The following is a 17929-nucleotide window of genomic DNA, read 5'->3' as shown; positions in this document are numbered from 1 at the left end:
GCCGTTCACCGGTCCGACCGGACACCCGATCAGAGGAGGACACCGTGCCCACGGCACACGACTGGATCGACGCCCTCGGCCTGGAGCCGCACGTGGAGGGCGGGTACTTCAGGCGGACCTTCCAGGCCGACCACCGGCCGCCGGTCCGCACGCCGGACGGCGACCGCTACACGATGACATCCATCCACTACCTGCTCACCCACTGGTCGCCGATCGGGCACTGGCACCTCAACCGTTCCGACATCCTCCACTTCCACCACCACGGCGATCCGGTGACGTACCACCTGCTGCACCCGGACGGCCGGCACAGCACCGCCGTCCTCGGCCAGGATCCGGGCCGCGGGCAGGTGCTCACGCTGGCGGTCCCGGGGGGCGTCTGGAAGGCCTCGCACCTCACCGCCGGGGACCACGGCCTGATCAGCGAAGCCGTCGCGCCCGGGTTCGACTTCGCCGACATGACCCTGGGCCGGGTCGACGACCTGCTGCGGCGCTTCCCGCAGCATCCGGAGCCGGTCCGCCGCTACTGCCGCCCGGACGGCCCGGACGGCCCGGCCGGCACCACGGCCTGACGCGGCAGGCGGCGGGGGTGGAGGCGGGAAGGGGCGGGCGGGGCGGGCGGGGCGGGAAGGGGCAGGGCGAGGCATGGGGTGCACAACCGTTCACCCCGGGGTGTACAGTCGTTTACCCATGGGGTGAACAGTTGTGCACTCACCCGGCTCCCGCTCTCGCAACCCGTCTGGAGCAGCATGCCCCCCGCGATAGCCGCCCCCGGTCCGGCCTCCGCCCCGTCCCGGTTCGTCGTCCCCGTCCTCGCCTTCTGCGGCATGGTCGTCGCCGTCATGCAGACCCTCGTGGTCCCGCTCCTGCCGCACGTCCCGGAGCTGACGGGGGCGAGTCCCGGCGCCGCGGGATGGCTGGTCACCATCACCCTCCTCACCGGCGCGGTCTTCACCCCCGTACTCGGCCGCGTGGGCGACATGTACGGGAAGCGGCGCGTCCTGCTGGCCTCGCTGGGCGTGCTCACCCTCGGGTCCGTCCTGTGCGCGGTCAGCTCCGACATCGGCGTCCTGATCACCGGCCGGGCCCTGCAGGGCGCGGCCCTCGCGGTGATCCCGCTGGGCATCAGCATCATCCGCGACGAGCTCCCCGCCGAGCGGGTGCTGCCCTCGATCGCGCTGATGAGCTCGACCCTCGGCATCGGTGCGGCCATCGGCCTGCCGGTGGCAGCGGTGGTCATGGAGAACTTCGACTGGCACACCATGTTCTGGGCGTCGGCCGCCCTCGGTCTGCTCGATCTGTTCCTGGTGCTGCGGATCGTCCCGGAGTCCCCCGTGCGCTCCCCCGGGCGCTTCGACCTCCTGGGGACCCTCGGTCTGACGGGCTCCCTCGTCGGGCTGCTGCTCGCGATCACCCAGGGCGCCGACTGGGGCTGGAGCTCGGCGCGCACCCTCGGCCTGCTCGGCGGGTCCGTGGTGGTGGGCCTGCTCTGGGGCCGGTACGAGCTGCGCACCCGCTCCCCCATGGTGGACCTGCGGGTCTCCTCCCGGCCCGCCGTCCTGCTGACCAACGTCGCGGCCCTGCTGATCGGCTTCGCCTTCTACGCGAACTCCCTCGTCACCGGCCAGCTGGTTCAGGAGCCCACCAGCACGGGGTACGGGCTCGGTGCCTCCCTCGTGGTCAGCGGCCTGTGCCTGCTGCCCGGCGGGCTGGCCATGGTCGCCCTCTCCCCCGTCTCCGCACGGATCTCCGCCGCGTACGGGCCCCGTACCGCCCTGCTGATCGCCGCCGTCGTCATGGCGGTCGGCTACGTGCTCCGCTTCTTCACCAGCCACAGCCTGTGGCTGATCGTGGCCGGGGCCACGGTGGTCGCCTCCGGGACCGCGATCGCCTACTCGGCGCTGCCCGCCCTCGTCATGCGGGCCGTACCGGTGAGCGAGACGGCCGCCGCGAACGGGCTGAACACCCTGATGCGTTCGGTCGGCCAGGCCTGTTGCAGTGCCGTGGTCGCCGCCGTGCTGGCCCACGTGACCTTCGTGGCCGGCGGCCGGACCGCCCCGACCCTGCACGCCTACCTGCTGATCTTCCTGATCGCCGCCGGAGCGGCGCTGGCCGCCCTCGTCGCCACGCTGTTCCTGCCGTCGGACCGGCCTGGAAACGCTGCCCGGCGGGGCCGCGGCGCCCGGGGCGGTACGGTCACGGTGACACCGTCCGTGACCGCCGCCCGGGAGAGCGCATGAGCACCACCGACGAATCCACCCCGGCCCGGTCGGCCGCGGCCGACGGGGAGTCGGGCGCCGAGAGCGGACGGGACGCCATCGTGCGGGCCGCGCGCCGGGCGTTCACCCTGCGGCCGTACGCCGAGGTCACCATGCGCGGCATCGCCGCCGCGGCGGGGGTGAGCCCGTCGCTGATCGTGAAGCGGTTCGGCAGCAAGGAGGCCCTGTTCAACACGGTCGCCGACTTCCGGACGGCCGCCGACGAACTGTTCGCCGCGCCGCCGGCCGCGCTCGGCCGGCACCTGGTGCTGACCATGATCGAGCTGCGGGACCGGCTCCGCGGCGACCCGCTGCTGCGGGTCGTGTTCTCCCTGGGCATCGAGGACGAGCGCACCCTGCTGCGGGCGCGTTTCCGCGAGCAGGTCACCGACCGGCTGGCCGCGTCCCTGACCGGCCCCGACGCACAGCTGCGGGCCGAGCTGATCGCCGGCCAGCTGCTGGGGCTGGGCGCCACGCTGAGCCTGCACCGGCCGGACGGCGCGGGCGCCCGTACCTCCGCGGAGCGGCTCGCGGACCTGTACGCGCCCGGTCTCCAGCGGCTCATCGACGGCTCCTGAGAGCGCCGCCCCGAAGGGCGGCGCGGGAAGGACGGCGCCAGGAGGGTGGTGTCGGGGCGCCCGGCGGTTCCGGTACGGGTGGGCGGTCGTTGGTGGCGTGAGGAAGGAGATCCGCCATGTCGACAAGAGAACCCTCGCAGCAGCCCACGACCGAGCTCGACGCCCGCTACAGCTCCGCGCTCCACCCCCGCCCGGGCGCCGCGGACGTCACCCCCACCGAATGGTCCGAGGCCCGGCGCCACCTGGAGGCCGCCGAGATCTTCTGGGTGTCCACGGTGCGGCCCGACGGCCGGCTGCACGTCACGCCCGTGATCGCCGCCTGGCACCGGGGCGTGCTGTACTTCTCGACCGGCCCGGACGAGCAGAAGGCGAAGAACCTCGCCCGGGACGGGCACTGCGCGCTGACCACCGGAGGGAACTCGCTCACCGCGGGGCTCGACCTCGTCGTCGAAGGCAAGGCCGAGCCGGTCTCCGATCCGGCCGTGCTGGAGGAGGTGATCGCCGCGTACGAGGCGAAGTACGGGCCGCACATCACCTCTCCCGAGGGCACCTTCCACGGCATCGGCGACGCGTTCCGCGAGCGCGCCGTGACGGTGTTCGCCGTGGCCCCGGACACGGCGTACGGGTTCGGCCGGGACGACGGCGTCTACAGCCACACGCGGTGGACCTTCTGAGCGGGCGGCCCCGCCCCGGTCAGGCTCCGGTGTCGGCCGCTGCCGCCAGGAGCGCGCGCAGGGCGGCCCCCGGCGGGCCGGGCAGGACGGCGAGCGAGGTCGTGACCCCGGGGGACGCCAGCGGGCGGATGGCCGTACCGGCGACCTCGGGGAGGCCGCCGACCCGGTAGAAGACCGTCCAGGAGGGGGCCCGTCCGCCTTCCGCCCCGATCGCGGTCAGGGTGTCCTGGAGGTCGGTGAACGGTGGACCGGCCGGCGGGGCGGCGCCGGTGGCCGCCCGCACCGCCGCCGTCACCAGGTCGTGGAAGGGCGCGTTGTGCTCGCGGGCCGCCAGCCGCAGCGGTAAGTCCGCCAGGTCCCGCAGGGCGGGCCGCGCCAGGGCGGCGGCCGGATGCCCGGCGGGGAGGGCCACGTACAAGGGGTCCTCCCAGAGCGGGAGCAGTTCCAGGCCGGGGGCCGCGGGCAGGGCGCGTACGAGCGCGGCGTCCAGGGCTCCGGTACGGACCGCGGCGAGCCGTTCGGCGACCGTCAGGCTGCGCACGCGCACCCGGACCTCCGGGGCCAGTTCGGCCAGGCGGGCCAGCAGCCGGTAGACCCTCTGCCCCGGCCCGCGCACGGTGCCCAGCCGCAGGGTGCCGGTGCCCGCCGAGGCGAGGTCCGCCGCCACCCGCCGGGTCCGCTCGGCGGCGTCGAGCACCATCCTCGCCTCCGGCAGCAGCCGCTCGCCCGCCACCGTGAGGGACACCCGCCGGGTGGTCCGCTCGAAGAGGGTCAGGCCGAGTTCGCGTTCGAGGCGGCGCACCTGCTGGCTGACCGCCGACTGGACGATGTGGAGCCGTTCGGCCGCGCGGGCGAAACCCCCCTCCTCGGCCACCGCCACGAAGTACCTCAGTTGCCGCAGTTCCATCCCGCTCCCCCTCCTGCGTCCATTCGTCACGAACGATGATCGCTGCAGTGCGCGAACGGTTCTGGTTCGCGGCCCCTTCCCCGGGTCGAATGGAGGTGTCGAACCGGTACGGAGGAGAGGACCCATGACCATGACGGCGGACGGGAAGCGGAGCACGGGAACGGCGACGTCGGTGGCGGTGGCGGCGGTGGTCGTCCGGGCGGAGGACGCCGAACACGTGCCCCTGCCGCACGGCGGCGGGTTCACGCTGCTGACGGACGGCGGCCCGCTCGGCGCCAACCGGCTGGCCCTGGGGCCCGGCGCGGCCGGCGCCCGGCCGCACTTCCATTCCCACTCGGCGGAACTGTTCCACGTGCTCGCGGGCACGGTGGAGTTCCGGCTGGACGGCGCCGTCGAGACGGTCGGCGCGGGTGGCACGGTCCTGGTCCCGCCGGGCCTGCCGCACGCCTTCGGCGCCACGGCGGACGGACCGGCCGAGCTGCTGGCCGTGCTGGGACCGGCGGTCGAGCGCTTCGAGTACTTCCGCACGCTCGGCCGCGTCCAGCACGGCCTCCAGTCGTTCGACGACCTGCTCCCCGAGCAGGACCGGTACGACGTGCACTTCGTCGACCGCGCCCGATGACGGCGTCACACGCTCCACGGCCGGAGCTTCTCGGGGTTGCGCACCACCCAGATGTGCGTGATCCGGTCCTCCGCGACGGCGAACGCGGCCACCGTCACCGTGGCACCGCCGTACTGGGCGACCAGACCCGGGCTGCCGTTGACCGAACGTTCCAGGAGCGTCAGACCGGGTGCGGGTGCCCGGCCGGCCATCTCCACGACGTACCGGGCGATCCGCTCGCCGCCCACCACCGGACGGAGCGCCGCGCCGGCCAGGCCGCCGCCGTCGGCGGTCATCGTGGCCGCCGGGTCGAGCAGGGCGACGAGGGCGGCGATGTCCTTGGCCTCCCACGCCTGCTTGAAGTCCCTGATGACGCCCGCCCGGGCCGTCGGCCGGGCCACGGGGGCCGGTGCGGCGCCGATGCGGCGGCGGGCCGACGCGGCCAGCTGCCGGCAGGCTGCCGGCGTACGTCCGACGATGGCGGCCACTTCGGCGAACGGGTAGCGGAAGACGTCGTGCAGGATGAACGCGACCCGTTCGGCCGGGGTCATCGATTCCAGGACGACCAGGAAGGCCATGTCGACCGACTCGTCGAGCGTGACCCGGTCGGCCGGGTCCGCGGGGTGTCCCCCGCCGTCACCGGGCCGCCCGGCCGCCCATTCCGCGCGGTCGGGCAGCGGCTCCGGTATCCACTCGCCCACGTAGCTCTCGCGCCGTGCCCGCGCCGACCGGAGCACGTCGAGGCAGATGCGGCCGGCCACCTTCGTCAGCCAGGCTCCGGGCGACCCGATGGCGTCACGCTGCTCGCGGGACATGGCGTACCAGCGGGTGTAGGTCTCCTGCACGGCGTCCTCGGCCTCGGCCAGGGAGCCGAGGAGCCGGTAGGCGAGGTTGATCAGCTGCCGGCGCTCGCTCATGATCGCGCCCAGGGCGGGATCGGGGTGCGGCCCGTGCTCGGGCTGGTGTCCGGGCTCGGACGGGGATCTCGTGGTCATGGTCTCGCCGGCTTCCTCGTTCGGTCAGCGTCTCACCGTCTCCGACGGGACACGGCCCCGGAATGTGAGGCCGGCCCGCCCGTCCGTCGCGCTCGGACGATCATCACCCGGACGGGGTCCCGAGGGAGCCGGTACGCGGAACACACGAGGAAGGGGGCGGATCAGCCGCGCGGTGCACGGAAGGCCGTCAGGGTCCCCGTGCCGGGGGTCAGGGCGTCCCAGCCGCCCGGCAGGTCCACGACCGCCACCCCCGCCGTCGGGAAGCCGCCCGCGAGTGCCTCCAGCAGTCCGGGGCTGCCGGACCCGCAGAGGGCCGAAGCCATCTCCTGCACACCGGGGTTGTGGCCGACCAGGGCCACGCACCCGAGCCCCGCCGCCCGTTCCGCCAGTACGGTGACCATCACGTTCGGCTCCGCACCGTAGAGCCGCTCGTCGTACACGGCGTCCGGCGGGTCGGCCAGGGCGGCGGCCATCAACTGCCAGGTCTCGCGCGTGCGGCGGGCCGGGGAGCACAGGACCAGGGCGGGCGCGGGTCCGGACTCCGCCAGCCACCGGCCCTGCCGGGCCGCGTCGGCCCTGCCGCGCTCGCTCAGGGAACGCGCGATGTCCTCGACCGACTCCTGCTTCGGCTCGGCCTTGGCGTGCCGCACCAGCAGCAGCCGGCAACCGAAGGCGCCTGCGGGGGCCGAGGACGTGGTGTGTGGCGCGGGGCCCGAGGGCATGGCCGTCTCCTTCGCCGCGGGGTACGGGTACACGGTCATGGTGCGGTGGCCCCGGAAGCCGCGCACCCTCACACCCGCTCGACGGGCCCGGGGCTACGCTGCGCAGGATGGAACGCGCAGAGGTACTCAAGCGGGTCATCGGCATCCTCACCGAGGCCCAGGACGTCCGCCGGGCCGTCGAAAGCGGAGAGGACACCGCCGGGGACGGTCCCACGGCCACGGCCGGCGTGGCCACGACGCTCCTCAACGAGATGCTGCCGTCGATCAGCGTCCCCGCCGACGCCTCCCCGCAGCAGGTGGCGGCCCTGGTGGCCCAGGCGCTGGGACCGGCCCTGCACACGATGGTCTCCGGATTCAGCCTGGCGTTCACCAGCCTGGCGATCGCGCACGACAACGGCCGTACGGACCTCACCTCGATCGAGGTCCTCCAGGAACTCGCCCTCGAAATCGAGGCGGGCACCTACGACGAAGGGCCATAGGCACCCGCCCGGGACCGGCGCGTGCCAAGCTGTCGGGAGCGCGGGTCGGCGAAGGGAGTCCGGGAGCATGGTGCACGTACTGGGCAGCCGCGTGCTGCTGCGTCCCACGGATCCCGAGCGGTCGCGGACCTTCTACGGCGAGACCCTCGGTCTCGCCGTCTACCGCGAGTTCGGCACGGGTCCCGAGCGGGGCACGGTCTACTTCCTCGGCGGCGGCTTCCTGGAGGTGTCGGGCCGCGCCGACGAACCGCCCGCGCCCGGACTGAGCCTGTGGATGCAGGTCGCGGACGTCCGGGCGGCGTACGAGGAGCTGAGCGGCCGGGGCGCGCCGGTGCTGCGGCCCCCGGTGCGCGAGCCGTGGGGGCTGATCGAGATGTGGATCGCCGACCCGGACGGCGTACGGATCGCCGTCGTGGAGGTGCCCGCGGACCACCCGCTGCGTTTTCGCCCCTGAACGGGCGGTGGGGCGCGGCGGGGGCTCGGGCGCCGGTCGCGGCCGCCGCGCCCGGATGATCCACTGGTGGGCATGGACGCCGACGCGGGACGCTCCCGCAGGGGCCCGGGGTGAGCGCGCGGCGGCGCCGGGCGAGGGGTTGGCTCTTCCCCGAGGGGCACCCCCACGCGCACCTGGGGCCACTGCTGTTGGTGCTGACCTTCGCCAGCGGTCTGGTCGACGCGGTGAGTTTCCTGGGGCTCGGCCGGGTGTTCGTGGCCAACATGACCGGCAACGTGGTCTTCCTCGGCTTCGCGCTGAGCGGTTCGGCCGGGCTGTCGGCCGCCGCGTCCGCGACGGCCCTGGCCGCGTTCCTGGGCGGAGCCGGGGCGGGCGGGTGGTGGCGGCGCGAGGCGCGGCCGGCCCGGCTGTTCGGCCCGCTGGTGGCCGGGCAGGCGGCGCTCGTGGCCGTGGCCCTGGCGGCGCTGGGGTGGGACCTCGGCCGGTACCCGGTGCTCGTTCCGCTGGCGGCCGGGATGGGGCTGCAGAACGCGGTGGTGCACCGGCTCGGGCTGCCCGATCTGACCACGACGGTGGTCACCCGCACGCTGACGGGGCTGGCCGCGGACCCCTGGCGTCCGGCCGCGCCCCGGCGCGCGCTGTCGGTGGCGGTGCTCGCCTGCGGGGCCCTCGTCGGCGGCCTGCTGCACTCCGGGCCCGGGCCGGAGTGGGTGCTGGCGCTCGTCCTGGTGCTGCTGACGGCGGTCGCCGCGACGGCGGGGAGAGCAGGCCGGTCCGACGGCTGAACGTCTACGCTGACGCCATGGGTCACGAGGACACCGGCGACGACGGGCACGGCACCGGGTCCGACCGGCCCGGCCCCGCCGCCACCGCGGCCACCGCGACGCCCGAGGCGTCCGCGGCGCGGCTGAAGGAACGGCTGTACGCGACCATCACGATGATCTCCGTGGTGATCGGCCTGGCCGCGTCCGAGCACGTCGACGCCTTCGGTGCCACGGCCACCGTGCTCACCGCCGCCGTCGGGCTGTGGCTGGCGAGCCTCGTCGCCGACCAGCAGGCCCACCGGGTGGTCCACGGGCGGCTCGCCACCGGCGCGGAGCTGCGGCGCATGCTGTGGGTCGGCAGCCCGCTGCTGCTGTCCGCGGTCGGCCCGCTGATCCTGATCGGCTCGGCCGTCCTGGGCGTGATGGAGTTGCAGACGGCCCTGTACGCCGCGGCCGGGGTGAACGTGGCCAGCCTCTTCGGCTGGGGGTGGTACGGCGGCGTCCGCATGGGCAGCGGTCCGGCCGTCGCCCTGCTGGCCGGTGCCCTGGACGCGGCGATCGGCCTGTCCGTGGCCCTGGTCAAGGCCGCCGCCGGGCACTGACCCCTCCGCGCGGGGCGCTGTGCGCCGGGAACGCCGGATCATTCGGCGATTGCCGAAGCGATGGGGCATCCTGGAGGGATGGACGCATCGCCTTTCACCACACCCCCGGAGGGTGCACCGGCCCCCGCCGCCCGCCTGGCGGCCTTCGCCGCGGCCCTGGCCGACGAGACGCGGGCCGCGATCTGCATGACCCTGCTGGAGGGGCGCGCCTGGACCGCGGGCGAGCTGGCCCGGATCACCGCCGTGGCCCCGTCCACGGTCAGCGGCCATCTGGTCCGGCTGCTGGATGCGGGCATCTGCGTCACCGAGCGGCAGGGCCGGCACCGTTACGTGCGCGTCGCCGACGCGGCGACGGCCCGCCTCCTCGACGCGCTCGCCTCGTACGCGATCCCGGACCGGGACGCGGCGCACGCCGTACCGGTGGTCGCCGCGCCGGATCCACTGGCCCGCGCCCGGACCTGCTACGACCACTTCGCCGGGCGGCTCGGCATGGCGGTGACCGACGCGATGGAGCGGCGCGGACTGCTGCGCACGGACGGCGTGTTCGAGCTGACGGACGACGGCCGGGCCTGGTGCGCCGCGGCCGGTGTCGACCTCACCGGCGAGGGCCGCAGGCCGCAGGTCAGCTCCTGCCTGGACTGGACCGAGCGGCGGCGCCACCTCGGCGGCCTGGCCGGGGCGCGGCTGCGCGCGCGGGCGCTGGAGCGGCGGTGGGTGGTGCGTCCGGAGGGCGGCGGCCGGGCGCTGGAGGTGACCGCGGCCGGGGAGCGGGCCTTCGCCGAGCTCCTGGGGATCACGCCCGACGCGTGGAGCTGAGCCCCCTGTCGGCGGGGCCGAACCCCTATCCATCAACATTTCGGTCGACACCGAAATGTTCACCCTCTAGGGTGGGCGCATGACGTCCCGCTCCCGCCCCCTCTTCCCGGTCGGCCTCGTCACGGTCGGCGCCGTCTCCTTCACCGTGTTCGCCTGGGCCTCGGCCTTCGTCTCCATCCGCAGCGCGGGCGCCGCCTACTCCCCCGGCGCCCTGGCCCTCGGCAGGCTGCTGGCCGCGTCGCTGACGCTGTCCGTCCTGCTCCTCGTACGCCGTCAGGGCCTGCCGCCCCGCGCCGCGTGGCGCGGCATCCTGCTGTCGGGGGTCGTGTGGTTCTGCGGCTACACCGTCGCGCTGAACTGGGGTGAGCGGCTGGTCGACGCGGGGACGGCGTCCCTGCTCGTGAACACCGGCCCCATCCTCATGGCGCTGCTCGCGGCCCGGTTCCTCGGCGAGGCGCTGCCGCCGCGGCTGCTGGCCGGGATGGCGGTGTCCTTCGCCGGTGCGGTGGTCGTGGGCCTTTCCATGTCGTCCGGTGACGGCGGCTCCACCTCGGTGCTCGGGGTCGGGCTCTGCCTGCTCGCGGCGGTCGCCTACGCGACCGGCGTGATCGCCCAGAAGCCCGCGCTCTCGCACGGGACGCCCCTGCAGATCACCGCGTTCAGCTGCCTGACCGGGACCGTGGCCTGCCTGCCCTTCAGCGGCCGGCTGTTCACGGAACTCCCCGGGGCGCCCTTGTCCGCGACGCTGAACATGGTCTATCTGGGTGTGGTGCCGACCGCTCTCGCCTTCACCGCCTGGACCTACGCCCTGGCCCGGATGCCCGCCGGAAAGCTGGGCGCGACGACGTACGCCGTGCCGGCGGTCGTCGTCCTGCTGAGCTGGGCCCTGCTCGGCGAGGTGCCGGCCTGGCTGACCCTGCTCGGCGGGCTGCTCTGCCTGGCCGGTGTGGCGGTCTCCCGGTACGTGCCCCGCTCGCGTCACCGGGCCCCGGACCACGCCCCCGGCGCCGGTCCGGTGCCCGTTCCCGCTCATGTTCCCACCCACGAAAGGCAGTCCTCATGAGGATCCTCACGGTCGGCGCGGGCGCCGTCGGCGGCTTCTTCGGCGCCCGGCTCGCCACGGCGGGCCAGGACGTCTCCTTCCTGGTCCGGCCGGCGCGCGCGAAGGCCCTGGAGGCCCGCGGCCTGCGCGTCGAGGGCCAGGGGGAGGAACTCCACCTCACGCCGCGGCTGGTGACGGCCGACGCCCCGGGCGGGCCCTACGACCTGGTCCTGCTGTCCGTGAAGGCGACCGCGCTGCACGCCGCCCTGGCCGACATCGCTCCTGCCGTCGGCCCGGACACCGCCGTCGTCCCCCTGCTCAACGGGATCGCCCACCTCGACGCGCTCGCCGCGGCCCTGGGGGACGCGGCGGTCCTCGGCGGCGTCGCGAAGGTGGTCACCACCCTGAACGCGGACGGCGACATCCTGCGCATGGCACCGCCCGCGGTCATCCTGACCGGCGAGACCGACGGCCGGCCCTCCGCCCGTGTGGACGCGATCCGCGCGGTCCTGGCCGACGCGGGAATCGACTCACCGGCGACCGAGGACATCGTCGCGGCGATGTGGCACAAGTGGGTGTTCATCTCCACGCTGGCCGCCCTGACCTGCCTGATGCGCGGCACGGTCGGTGAGGTCAACTCCGTTCCGGGCGGCGCCGCGCTCGGGCCCGCCCTGCTGGCCGAGGCCGCGGCCGTGTCGCGGGCGGCCGGTCACCCCGTGCCGGGGGCCGAACTCGCCTTCACCGAGGCGACCGTCACCACCCCCGGCTCCCCGCTCACCCCCTCCCTCTACCGCGACCTCGTCGCCGGGGCCCCCACGGAGGCGGACCACGTCCTGACCGACCTCACCGTCCGCGCCCGCGCGCTGGGCGTGCCCACTCCCCTGCTGGACCTCGCCGCCCTCCACCTGCGCGTCCACGAACACCGTCTGGCGGCGGTCCGCTCCCTGTGACGGCGGGGCCCACGCCCTCACCCGGATGCCCTCACCGGTGGGCATCCGGGCCGCCGGGCCGTTGACTGGGAGTCCCGCAACCCCTTGGAGGCGTGATGGCGACGGACACGTGGAGGCGCGGTGCGGCGGCCGTGCTGCTGTCGGCGGTCACGGCGTGCGGCGCCGCCGGCTGCTCGGACAGCGGCGGCAGCCCGTCCGGAGCCGTGTCGAGCGCCGCCGCGGCGGTGCGGTCGGCGGGCGCGGCGGTCTCCTCGGCCGCCGCCGAGGCCGGCAAGGCCGCCGAGTCCGCGGCGGCCGTGGCCAAGGACAAGCTGGCGGAGGTCAAGGACGGGGTCAACGCCAAGGAGCAGGTGACCCTGGGCCCGGTCGCCACCGACGGCGACGGGTACACGACGGTGCCGGTGACGGTGCGCAACACCGACGACGGCAAGAAGTCCTTCGCGGTACAGGTCGAGTTCCAGGACGAAGCCGGCAACCTCCTGGACACGGTGGTGGTGACGGTGACGGACGTCCCCGGCAAGGGCACCGGGCAGGGCACGGCCCGCAGCACGCACAAGCTCTCCGGCACGGTGACCGCGCGCACGGGCAGGGCGCTGCGCTACTGAGGAACCCGCAACGGACCGACGGCCACGCCTGGGAGATCGCCCACTACCCCGGCTTCGCCCTGGCCGGCGACGGTGCCCTGATCCTGCCCGACTTCCGGCCCGGGCAATGACCGCCGCTCCGGGGCGCGGACGGGTGGGGGCCGGTTCGGCCGGCCGGGCGGTCAGGGTGCGCAGACGGCGTGCTCGACGTCCGGGTGGACGGAGAGCACCGTGTCGGCGCCCGTGAGGGCGAAGAGGCGGCGCAGCCGGTCCCCGGGGGCGGCGATGCGCAGGGTCGTCAGGTGGTGCACCTGCAGCAGCAGGTTGAGGAACGACGAGTCGCCGAAGGTGACCCCCGCGGCGTCGAGCACCACCAGCGGATACCGGTCGGCGGCGGAGACGAGTGCCTCCTGGAGAGGGGGCAGTGTGTCCTGGTCGAGTTCCCCGCGCGCGATCACCACCCATCCGGTTCCGGCCGCATGGCCTGCTGCGACCACGCCCTCGTGGTCCGTGTCCCGTGCCCCGGTCATGTGCGCCTCCCGGATCGTCACCTCTAAGGCCCCCCGGAGGCGAGTATGCCTGTTCATCGGCCCCGCGAGAGCACCGAGGGGCGCGCCGTCCGGCTCCTACGGCCCGACACCGCCTCCCCATAAGGCCGTTGGCGGAGACGTACGGCAACGGCCGCGCGGAACCGAGAAGTCCGGCGGCCGGCGGCGCCACGGGGAGCCGGCGGCGTCCGCGACCCGGACGGCGACCTCACACTGAGGATGCGCGCGGCCACCCGCTGACATCGGTGGTCGCCTACACTGTCACCGGCATTCCCGGATGTTCCCGGGCGCGGTGGGTACACGAGAGGTCCGAGAGACCGACGTCAACGGGTGGGGGTGGGAGGGCACGATGGAGACCATCGGCACGGATACCGGCGAGCCACTGCCCGCCGGAGCTCCGCCCGTCGCGCGGCAGCGCCGTCGGCTCGCCCTGTCCGGCGTCCGGGGCCACGTGGCCAAGGGCCGCGACTTCACGCGCCGGGCGTTGCTGGACTGGGGCTGGGACGGGACCGAGACCTCCGAGGACGCCCTGCTCCTCGTCTCCGAGCTGCTGACCAACGCATCCCTGCACGCCGGGGGCTGTACCGAACTCGCGCTCACAGGCGGGGAGTTCCTGCGCGTCGAGGTCTTCGACGGCTCTACGACACCGCCCCGCCGCCAGCCGGCCCCGCGGCCCGGCCTCCCGGGCGGCCACGGCCTGTACATCGTGGAGCGCGTCTCCGACCGCTGGGGCACCCGCACCCACGAGGACGGCAAAGCCGTGTGGGCCGAGATCGAGGCGGCCCGGCTGACGTCGGGCAGGGCCACGGGTCGCTGACGGCGGCCGGTTCCGCTGACGGCCCGCCCCCTCCCGGACCCGGCCGTCCCCTCCCGGACCCGGCCGCGCGCGCCCGGCACGCGGGTGCGTCACCCGGAGCCGCGCAACACGCCCGGGTCGGGTGAATGCCCGACGGAAGGCCCCCTCACGCGGTGTGATCCTGCTTCGACGTTCCGTCATCGACCTTGGAGTGACATGCGCATCCGTACCGCCATCGCCGCCGCCGCCCTCGCCGCGGTCGGCATCCTCGGCGCCACCGGCACCGCCATCGCCGATGCCGATGCCAATGGCTTCGCCGTCGGCTCCCCGGGCATCCTCTCCGGCAACGTGATCCAGGTGCCCATCCACATCCCGATCAACCTCTGCGGCAACAGCATCAACGTCATCGGCGCCCTCAACCCGGCCGCCGCCAACACCTGCATCAACACCTGATCGCAGCGTGGCCATCGGGGCGCGGGCATCGACCGGTCCGCGCCCCGGTGGCCGTGGGGCGGCCTTCAGCGGTGCAGCATCCGGGTCCAGTCCTCGGGGACCCGGCCGGCCGGGCCCGGTACCGGCTGGTCCGCCGGGTGCGCGACCGGGGGCGTGAGGTCCGGGCCGGAGGCGTACAGCTCGGCGCCGTCGTAGTCCCAGAACCAGTCCTCGCCCGGTTCGAAGCTCTGCACCAGGGGATGCCCGCTGGACTTCCAGTGGGCGGTGGCGTGCTGCGCCGGTGAGGAATCGCAGCAGCCGATGTGGCCGCACTGGGCGCAGCGCCGCAGGTGGAACCACCAGCCGCCCGCCGCGTCGCAGTCGGCGCACCCCGTGCCGGTGGGCGGGACGCTCGGGTCCAATCCCTCGATGCCTGTCATGGGGGCTCCTCGGTGGTCTCGGGTTCCGGGGTGGTCAGCGGCAGCAGTACCTGGAAGCGGGTGTCGCCCGGCGCGGACTCGACCTGGAGGCTGCCGTGGTGCTTGTTGACGACGATCCGCCAGGAGATGTCGAGGCCGAGACCGGTGCCCTCGCCGACCGGTTTGGTGGTGAAGAAGGGGTCGAAGATGCGGCTGCGGACGTCGGCCGGGATGCCGGGGCCGGTGTCGCGGAACTCCACGAGCAGCCGGTCGCCCTCCCGCGCCGTGCGGACGGTCAGGGTGCCGTCGCCGCCGGTGCTCCCGATCGCGTAGACGGCGTTGTCGACGAGGTTGGTCCACACCTGGTTGAGCTCCGCCGGGTAGGCGGGCACGTCGGGCAGGGAGCGGTCGTAGTCCTTGACGACCCGGATCCGGGGGCCGATCTTGCCCGACAGCATCAGCAGGGTGCTGTCGAGGAGTTCGTGGACGTCCACGGACCGGTGTGGCGCGCGGTCGAGCTGCGCGTACTGTTTGGCCGCGTCGACGAGGTGGGAGATGCGGGTGGTGGAGTCGTCGATCTCGTCCATCAGCAGCTCGGTCTCGACGGTGTAGTTGAGCCATCCGATGGCACCGGGCAGGATGTCCTCGGCCACGGTGGCCGCGACCTGTTCCAGCCAGTCCGTGTCGAGTCCGGCCTGGACGAAGGTGGGTGCGATCCGCCAGCCCTCCTGGATGCCGTGGTCTTCGAGCCAGTCGGCGAGTTCGTCCTCCCGGTCGGAGGCCTCCAGGGGGCTGAGCACGGGCGCCTTGGCCACGCGTTCGGCGGTACGTTCCTGGATGTCGATGAGCTCGGCGAGCGCCTCGCGGGAGTAGGGGCCCCGGGCGATGACGGCCAGCTTGTGCCGCATCTTGCCGACCCGTTCCCGCAGGGTCGCGGTGGCCCGGACGGCCGCCGCGGCCGGGTTGTTGAGCTCGTGGGTGAGGCCTGCGGACAACGAGCCGAGAGCCAGCAGCCGTTCGCGCTGTCCGATGGCCCGCTGGGTGTTCTTCGAGCCGAAGAAGAGTCCCTCCAGCAGGTGCGCGGCCATCGGGAACCACTCCCGCATGACGTCGGCGAACGACTGCGCGGGCAGGACGAAGAACCGGGTCTGCTCGGTCACGCGCATGGAGTTGGTGTAGAGCTGCGGGACCCGGTCCCCCAGGTAGGCCTGCATGGCGCCGGAGTACACCCCGCGCTGGGAGGTGCGGCTCACCTCCACGTCGTCGCCGCCGACCCGGCGGGACAGCACGACGGTGCCCTCGATCATCACGTAGAAGCACGTGGCGGGCTCGCCCTCGGTGTACACGGGGCCGGGGTCGAAGCACTCGACCCGTCCCTCGGTGCACAGCCTCCCCAGCTGCTCGGGGGTGAGCTTCTCGAACAGGAACAGCGTGGCGATCTCCTGCGGGGCGCAGGGCAGCGCCCGGCCGCTCACGACTGCTCCAGGTACCGGTGGACGAGCATCACGGCCATGGCTCCTTCTCCGACGGCGGACGCGACGCGTTTGGCGGACTGGGCGCGGGCGTCGCCCGCCACGAACACGCCGGGGATGTTGGTCTCCAGGTGGTAGGGGGGCCGGTCCAGTTCCCATTCGGCGGGCGGCCGTCCGTCGGGGGTGAGGTCCGGCCCGGCGAGGATGAAGCCGTGCTCGTCGCGCAGCACCGTACCGTCGAGCCAGTCGGTGAGCGGGGCGGCGCCGATGAACACGAACATCCACTGGGCGTCGACGAGTTCGGTCGTGCCGGTGTCCACGTCGCGCAGGGTCAGCTGCTCCAGGTGCCCGTCGCCGTGGGCCTCGTCGACCACGGTCCGGGTGCGCACCGTGATGTTCGGGGCGTCCTCGATCTGCTGGATCAGGTAGTGGGACATGGAGGCCCTCAGGGACTCGCCGCGCACCAGCAGGGTCGCCGATTTCGCGCCGCGCGCCAGGTACATCGCGGCCTGTCCGGCGCTGTTGGCGCCGCCCACGATGTAGACGTCCTGGCCCTGGCAGGACGCGGCTTCGGTGAGGGAGGAGCCGTAGTACACGCCGCAGCCGGTCAGGGTGTCGCAGCCCGGTGCGTGGAGCTGGCGGTAGGACACGCCGGTCGCCAGGATGACGCTGTGCGCGGCGACCGCGGTGCCGTCGGAGAAGCGGACGACGCGCGCGGCGCCGTTGACCTCCAGCCCGGTGACCTCGCGGGCGGTGAGGATCTCGGCGCCGAAGCGGCCGGCCTGGCGGCGGGCGCGGTCCGTGAGCTGTGCGCCGGACACCCCGTCCGGGAAGCCGAGGTAGTTCTCGATGCGGGAGCTCTGCCCGGCCTGCCCGCCGGTCGCCGAGCGTTCGACGAGTACGGTGCGCAGCCCTTCGGAGGCTCCGTACACGGCCGAGCCGAGGCCGGCCGGACCGCCGCCGATGACGACGAGGTCGTAGAACTCGGCGGCCGGGGTCGTCGCGAGCCCCACGTGGGCCGCCAGCTCGGGCGCCTCCGGCTCGACGAGGACGGTGCCCTCGGGGGTGATCACCAGCGGGAGCCGCTGCGCGTCGGCCCCGGCGGCCTCCAGCAGGCGCCGCCCCTCGGGTTCGTCGGAGGAGTACCAGCGGTAGGGCACCTGGTTGCGGGCCAGGAACTCGCGCACGTCGGAGGAGCGCGCCGACCAGCGGTGTCCGACCACCTTGGTGGCGGGGACGGGCCGGTAGTCGCTGGTGCGCCAGGCGGTGAGGAGGTCGTCGACGACCGGGTAGAGCTTCTCCTCGGGCGGGTCCCAGGGTTTGAGCAGGTAGTGGTCGAGGTCGACGACGTTGATGGCGTCGATCGCCGCGTTGGTGTCGGCGTAGGCGGTCAGCAGGACGCGCCGGGCACCCGGGTACACGGAGAGGGCCTGTTCGAGGAACTCGATGCCGTTCATCTGCGGCATGCGGTAGTCGGCGAGGATGACGGCCACCAGGTCGCCGCGCAGCTTCAGCTCGCGCAGCGCCTCCAGCGCCGATTCCCCGGACTCGGCGCGCACGACGCGGTAGGTCGCGCCGTAGCGTCGCCGCAGGTCGCGGGCGACGGCGCGGGAGACTCCCGGGTCGTCGTCCACGGTCAGGATGACGGTCCGCGCTGCGTCGGCGACCTCTGCCATATGTCTCCCACCCACCCGAGCGGTCCGGACCGGCGGCGCGGCGAGCCGCACGCGCCGGTTGCGCCGGTTGCGCCCATCGTATGTTCGATCGTCCCGGTTCGCCGGGGGACGCCACGGACCGTGTGCGGCGGGTGCGTCCCGGGTCGCGGACGGTGCGGGAGCG

General features: G+C 74.2%; 22 protein-coding genes. 15 read left to right on the top strand and 7 right to left on the bottom strand.

Annotated features, from left to right (window positions below):
- The first annotated feature begins 44 nt into the window (after positions 1-44).
- From SLAV_RS35775 to SLAV_RS35760, 4 genes are all read left to right on the top strand, one after another.
- Positions 45-569, top strand: coding sequence for a cupin domain-containing protein (locus tag SLAV_RS35775; RefSeq protein WP_030230470.1), 525 nt, complete (start codon positions 45-47; stop codon positions 567-569).
- A 177-nt stretch (positions 570-746) separates the two neighbouring features.
- Positions 747-2237 (top strand): MFS transporter, encoded by a 1491-nt coding sequence (locus SLAV_RS35770; RefSeq protein WP_051840987.1) that lies wholly within the window; start codon positions 747-749, stop codon positions 2235-2237.
- Positions 2234-2833 carry a TetR/AcrR family transcriptional regulator gene (locus tag SLAV_RS35765; RefSeq protein ID WP_030230465.1) on the top strand — a complete coding sequence of 200 codons (600 nt, stop codon included), beginning with the start codon at positions 2234-2236 and terminating at the stop codon, positions 2831-2833. Before SLAV_RS35770 ends, SLAV_RS35765 begins: the two co-directional genes overlap by 4 nt.
- 116 nt (positions 2834-2949) lie before the next feature.
- Entirely contained in the window at positions 2950-3507 is a 558-nt protein-coding gene (locus SLAV_RS35760) for a pyridoxamine 5'-phosphate oxidase family protein (RefSeq protein WP_030230462.1), read from the top strand.
- 19 nt (positions 3508-3526) lie between these two features.
- Here SLAV_RS35760 and SLAV_RS35755 read toward each other — a convergent pair whose 3' ends face one another.
- Positions 3527-4414: a LysR family transcriptional regulator gene (locus SLAV_RS35755; RefSeq protein WP_030230459.1), complete on the bottom strand. Its 888-nt coding sequence runs from the start codon at positions 4412-4414 to the stop codon at positions 3527-3529.
- 124 nt (positions 4415-4538) lie between these two features.
- On the opposite strand from SLAV_RS35755, the gene SLAV_RS35750 reads away from it, so the two are divergent.
- A complete protein-coding gene (locus SLAV_RS35750) occupies positions 4539-5036 on the top strand; it encodes a cupin domain-containing protein (RefSeq protein WP_078950349.1) in 498 nt (165 codons plus the stop codon).
- Positions 5037-5041: 5 nt separating this feature from the next.
- On the opposite strand, the gene sigJ is transcribed toward SLAV_RS35750, so the two are convergent.
- A complete protein-coding gene (sigJ, locus tag SLAV_RS35745; RefSeq protein ID WP_030230455.1) occupies positions 5042-6010 on the bottom strand; it encodes an RNA polymerase sigma factor SigJ in 969 nt (322 codons plus the stop codon).
- 161 nt (positions 6011-6171) lie between these two features.
- Positions 6172-6732, bottom strand: coding sequence for a SixA phosphatase family protein (locus SLAV_RS35740; protein WP_030230453.1), 561 nt, complete (start codon positions 6730-6732; stop codon positions 6172-6174).
- A 107-nt stretch (positions 6733-6839) separates the two neighbouring features.
- Between SLAV_RS35740 and SLAV_RS35735 the strand changes: the two genes are divergently transcribed.
- From SLAV_RS35735 to SLAV_RS35700, 8 genes are all read left to right on the top strand, one after another.
- Positions 6840-7211, top strand: a complete 372-nt coding sequence (locus SLAV_RS35735) for a hypothetical protein (RefSeq protein ID WP_030230451.1) — start codon at positions 6840-6842, stop codon at positions 7209-7211.
- A gap of 67 nt (positions 7212-7278) precedes the next feature.
- Positions 7279-7665, top strand: coding sequence for a VOC family protein (locus SLAV_RS35730; RefSeq protein ID WP_030230449.1), 387 nt, complete (start codon positions 7279-7281; stop codon positions 7663-7665).
- A gap of 110 nt (positions 7666-7775) precedes the next feature.
- Positions 7776-8450, top strand: coding sequence for a YoaK family protein (locus tag SLAV_RS35725; protein WP_030230447.1), 675 nt, complete (start codon positions 7776-7778; stop codon positions 8448-8450).
- Positions 8451-8467: 17 nt separating this feature from the next.
- Positions 8468-9031, top strand: coding sequence for a hypothetical protein (locus SLAV_RS35720; RefSeq protein ID WP_030230445.1), 564 nt, complete (start codon positions 8468-8470; stop codon positions 9029-9031).
- Between the two features lie 78 nt (positions 9032-9109).
- Complete coding sequence (locus SLAV_RS35715) at positions 9110-9847, top strand: ArsR/SmtB family transcription factor (protein WP_030230442.1); 738 nt, start codon at positions 9110-9112, stop codon at positions 9845-9847.
- A 79-nt stretch (positions 9848-9926) separates the two neighbouring features.
- Positions 9927-10910, top strand: a complete 984-nt coding sequence (locus SLAV_RS35710; RefSeq protein WP_063760300.1) for a DMT family transporter — start codon at positions 9927-9929, stop codon at positions 10908-10910.
- On the top strand, positions 10907-11839 hold the full coding sequence (locus SLAV_RS35705) for a 2-dehydropantoate 2-reductase (RefSeq protein WP_030230435.1): 933 nt from the start codon (positions 10907-10909) through the stop codon (positions 11837-11839). The genes SLAV_RS35710 and SLAV_RS35705 overlap by 4 nt, the downstream gene beginning before the upstream one ends.
- Before the next feature lie 95 nt (positions 11840-11934).
- Positions 11935-12444: a hypothetical protein gene (locus SLAV_RS35700; protein WP_030230433.1), complete on the top strand. Its 510-nt coding sequence runs from the start codon at positions 11935-11937 to the stop codon at positions 12442-12444.
- Between the two features lie 161 nt (positions 12445-12605).
- Here the strand turns inward: SLAV_RS35700 and SLAV_RS35695 are convergent, their stop codons facing one another.
- A complete protein-coding gene (locus SLAV_RS35695) occupies positions 12606-12953 on the bottom strand; it encodes an STAS domain-containing protein (protein WP_030230430.1) in 348 nt (115 codons plus the stop codon).
- A 367-nt stretch (positions 12954-13320) separates the two neighbouring features.
- On the opposite strand from SLAV_RS35695, the gene SLAV_RS35690 reads away from it, so the two are divergent.
- Both SLAV_RS35690 and SLAV_RS35685 read left to right on the top strand, forming a co-directional pair.
- On the top strand, positions 13321-13788 hold the full coding sequence (locus SLAV_RS35690) for an ATP-binding protein (RefSeq protein ID WP_030230427.1): 468 nt from the start codon (positions 13321-13323) through the stop codon (positions 13786-13788).
- Positions 13789-13983: 195 nt separating this feature from the next.
- The gene (locus SLAV_RS35685; RefSeq protein WP_030230424.1) at positions 13984-14220 is read left to right on the top strand and encodes a chaplin; all 237 of its coding nucleotides are present in this window, start codon (positions 13984-13986) and stop codon (positions 14218-14220) included.
- A gap of 65 nt (positions 14221-14285) precedes the next feature.
- On the opposite strand, the gene SLAV_RS35680 is transcribed toward SLAV_RS35685, so the two are convergent.
- From SLAV_RS35680 to SLAV_RS35670, 3 genes are read right to left on the bottom strand one after another with little or no spacing between them, the layout of a single operon-like run.
- Positions 14286-14639, bottom strand: coding sequence for a UBP-type zinc finger domain-containing protein (locus tag SLAV_RS35680; protein ID WP_030230421.1), 354 nt, complete (start codon positions 14637-14639; stop codon positions 14286-14288).
- The gene (locus SLAV_RS35675; RefSeq protein WP_030230418.1) at positions 14636-16093 is read right to left on the bottom strand and encodes an ATP-binding protein; all 1458 of its coding nucleotides are present in this window, start codon (positions 16091-16093) and stop codon (positions 14636-14638) included. The genes SLAV_RS35680 and SLAV_RS35675 overlap by 4 nt, the downstream gene beginning before the upstream one ends.
- The gene (locus SLAV_RS35670) at positions 16090-17766 is read right to left on the bottom strand and encodes an NAD(P)/FAD-dependent oxidoreductase (protein ID WP_030230415.1); all 1677 of its coding nucleotides are present in this window, start codon (positions 17764-17766) and stop codon (positions 16090-16092) included. Before SLAV_RS35670 ends, SLAV_RS35675 begins: the two co-directional genes overlap by 4 nt.
- Positions 17767-17929: the final 163 nt, after the last annotated feature.

The organism is Streptomyces lavendulae subsp. lavendulae, assembly GCF_002803845.1.
Classification (GTDB): Bacteria; Actinomycetota; Actinomycetes; order Streptomycetales; family Streptomycetaceae; genus Streptomyces; species Streptomyces lavendulae.
This window is presented reverse-complemented; position numbering and strand designations above follow the sequence as displayed.

Coding starts and splice junctions, on each gene's coding strand:
- SLAV_RS35700 (WP_030230433.1), top strand. CDS start 11,935: ATGGCGACGGACACGTGGAGGCGCGGTGCGGCGGCCGTGCTGCTGTCG.
- SLAV_RS35720 (WP_030230445.1), top strand. CDS start 8,468: ATGGGTCACGAGGACACCGGCGACGACGGGCACGGCACCGGGTCCGAC.
- SLAV_RS35750 (WP_078950349.1), top strand. CDS start 4,539: ATGACCATGACGGCGGACGGGAAGCGGAGCACGGGAACGGCGACGTCG.
- SLAV_RS35705 (WP_030230435.1), top strand. CDS start 10,907: ATGAGGATCCTCACGGTCGGCGCGGGCGCCGTCGGCGGCTTCTTCGGC.
- SLAV_RS35770 (WP_051840987.1), top strand. CDS start 747: ATGCCCCCCGCGATAGCCGCCCCCGGTCCGGCCTCCGCCCCGTCCCGG.
- SLAV_RS35740 (WP_030230453.1), bottom strand. CDS start 6,732: ATGCCCTCGGGCCCCGCGCCACACACCACGTCCTCGGCCCCCGCAGGC.
- SLAV_RS35755 (WP_030230459.1), bottom strand. CDS start 4,414: ATGGAACTGCGGCAACTGAGGTACTTCGTGGCGGTGGCCGAGGAGGGG.
- SLAV_RS35680 (WP_030230421.1), bottom strand. CDS start 14,639: ATGACAGGCATCGAGGGATTGGACCCGAGCGTCCCGCCCACCGGCACG.
- SLAV_RS35730 (WP_030230449.1), top strand. CDS start 7,279: ATGGTGCACGTACTGGGCAGCCGCGTGCTGCTGCGTCCCACGGATCCC.
- SLAV_RS35695 (WP_030230430.1), bottom strand. CDS start 12,953: ATGACCGGGGCACGGGACACGGACCACGAGGGCGTGGTCGCAGCAGGC.
- SLAV_RS35670 (WP_030230415.1), bottom strand. CDS start 17,766: ATGGCAGAGGTCGCCGACGCAGCGCGGACCGTCATCCTGACCGTGGAC.
- sigJ (WP_030230455.1), bottom strand. CDS start 6,010: ATGACCACGAGATCCCCGTCCGAGCCCGGACACCAGCCCGAGCACGGG.
- SLAV_RS35765 (WP_030230465.1), top strand. CDS start 2,234: ATGAGCACCACCGACGAATCCACCCCGGCCCGGTCGGCCGCGGCCGAC.
- SLAV_RS35710 (WP_063760300.1), top strand. CDS start 9,927: ATGACGTCCCGCTCCCGCCCCCTCTTCCCGGTCGGCCTCGTCACGGTC.
- SLAV_RS35735 (WP_030230451.1), top strand. CDS start 6,840: ATGGAACGCGCAGAGGTACTCAAGCGGGTCATCGGCATCCTCACCGAG.
- SLAV_RS35760 (WP_030230462.1), top strand. CDS start 2,950: ATGTCGACAAGAGAACCCTCGCAGCAGCCCACGACCGAGCTCGACGCC.
- SLAV_RS35685 (WP_030230424.1), top strand. CDS start 13,984: ATGCGCATCCGTACCGCCATCGCCGCCGCCGCCCTCGCCGCGGTCGGC.
- SLAV_RS35715 (WP_030230442.1), top strand. CDS start 9,110: ATGGACGCATCGCCTTTCACCACACCCCCGGAGGGTGCACCGGCCCCC.
- SLAV_RS35690 (WP_030230427.1), top strand. CDS start 13,321: ATGGAGACCATCGGCACGGATACCGGCGAGCCACTGCCCGCCGGAGCT.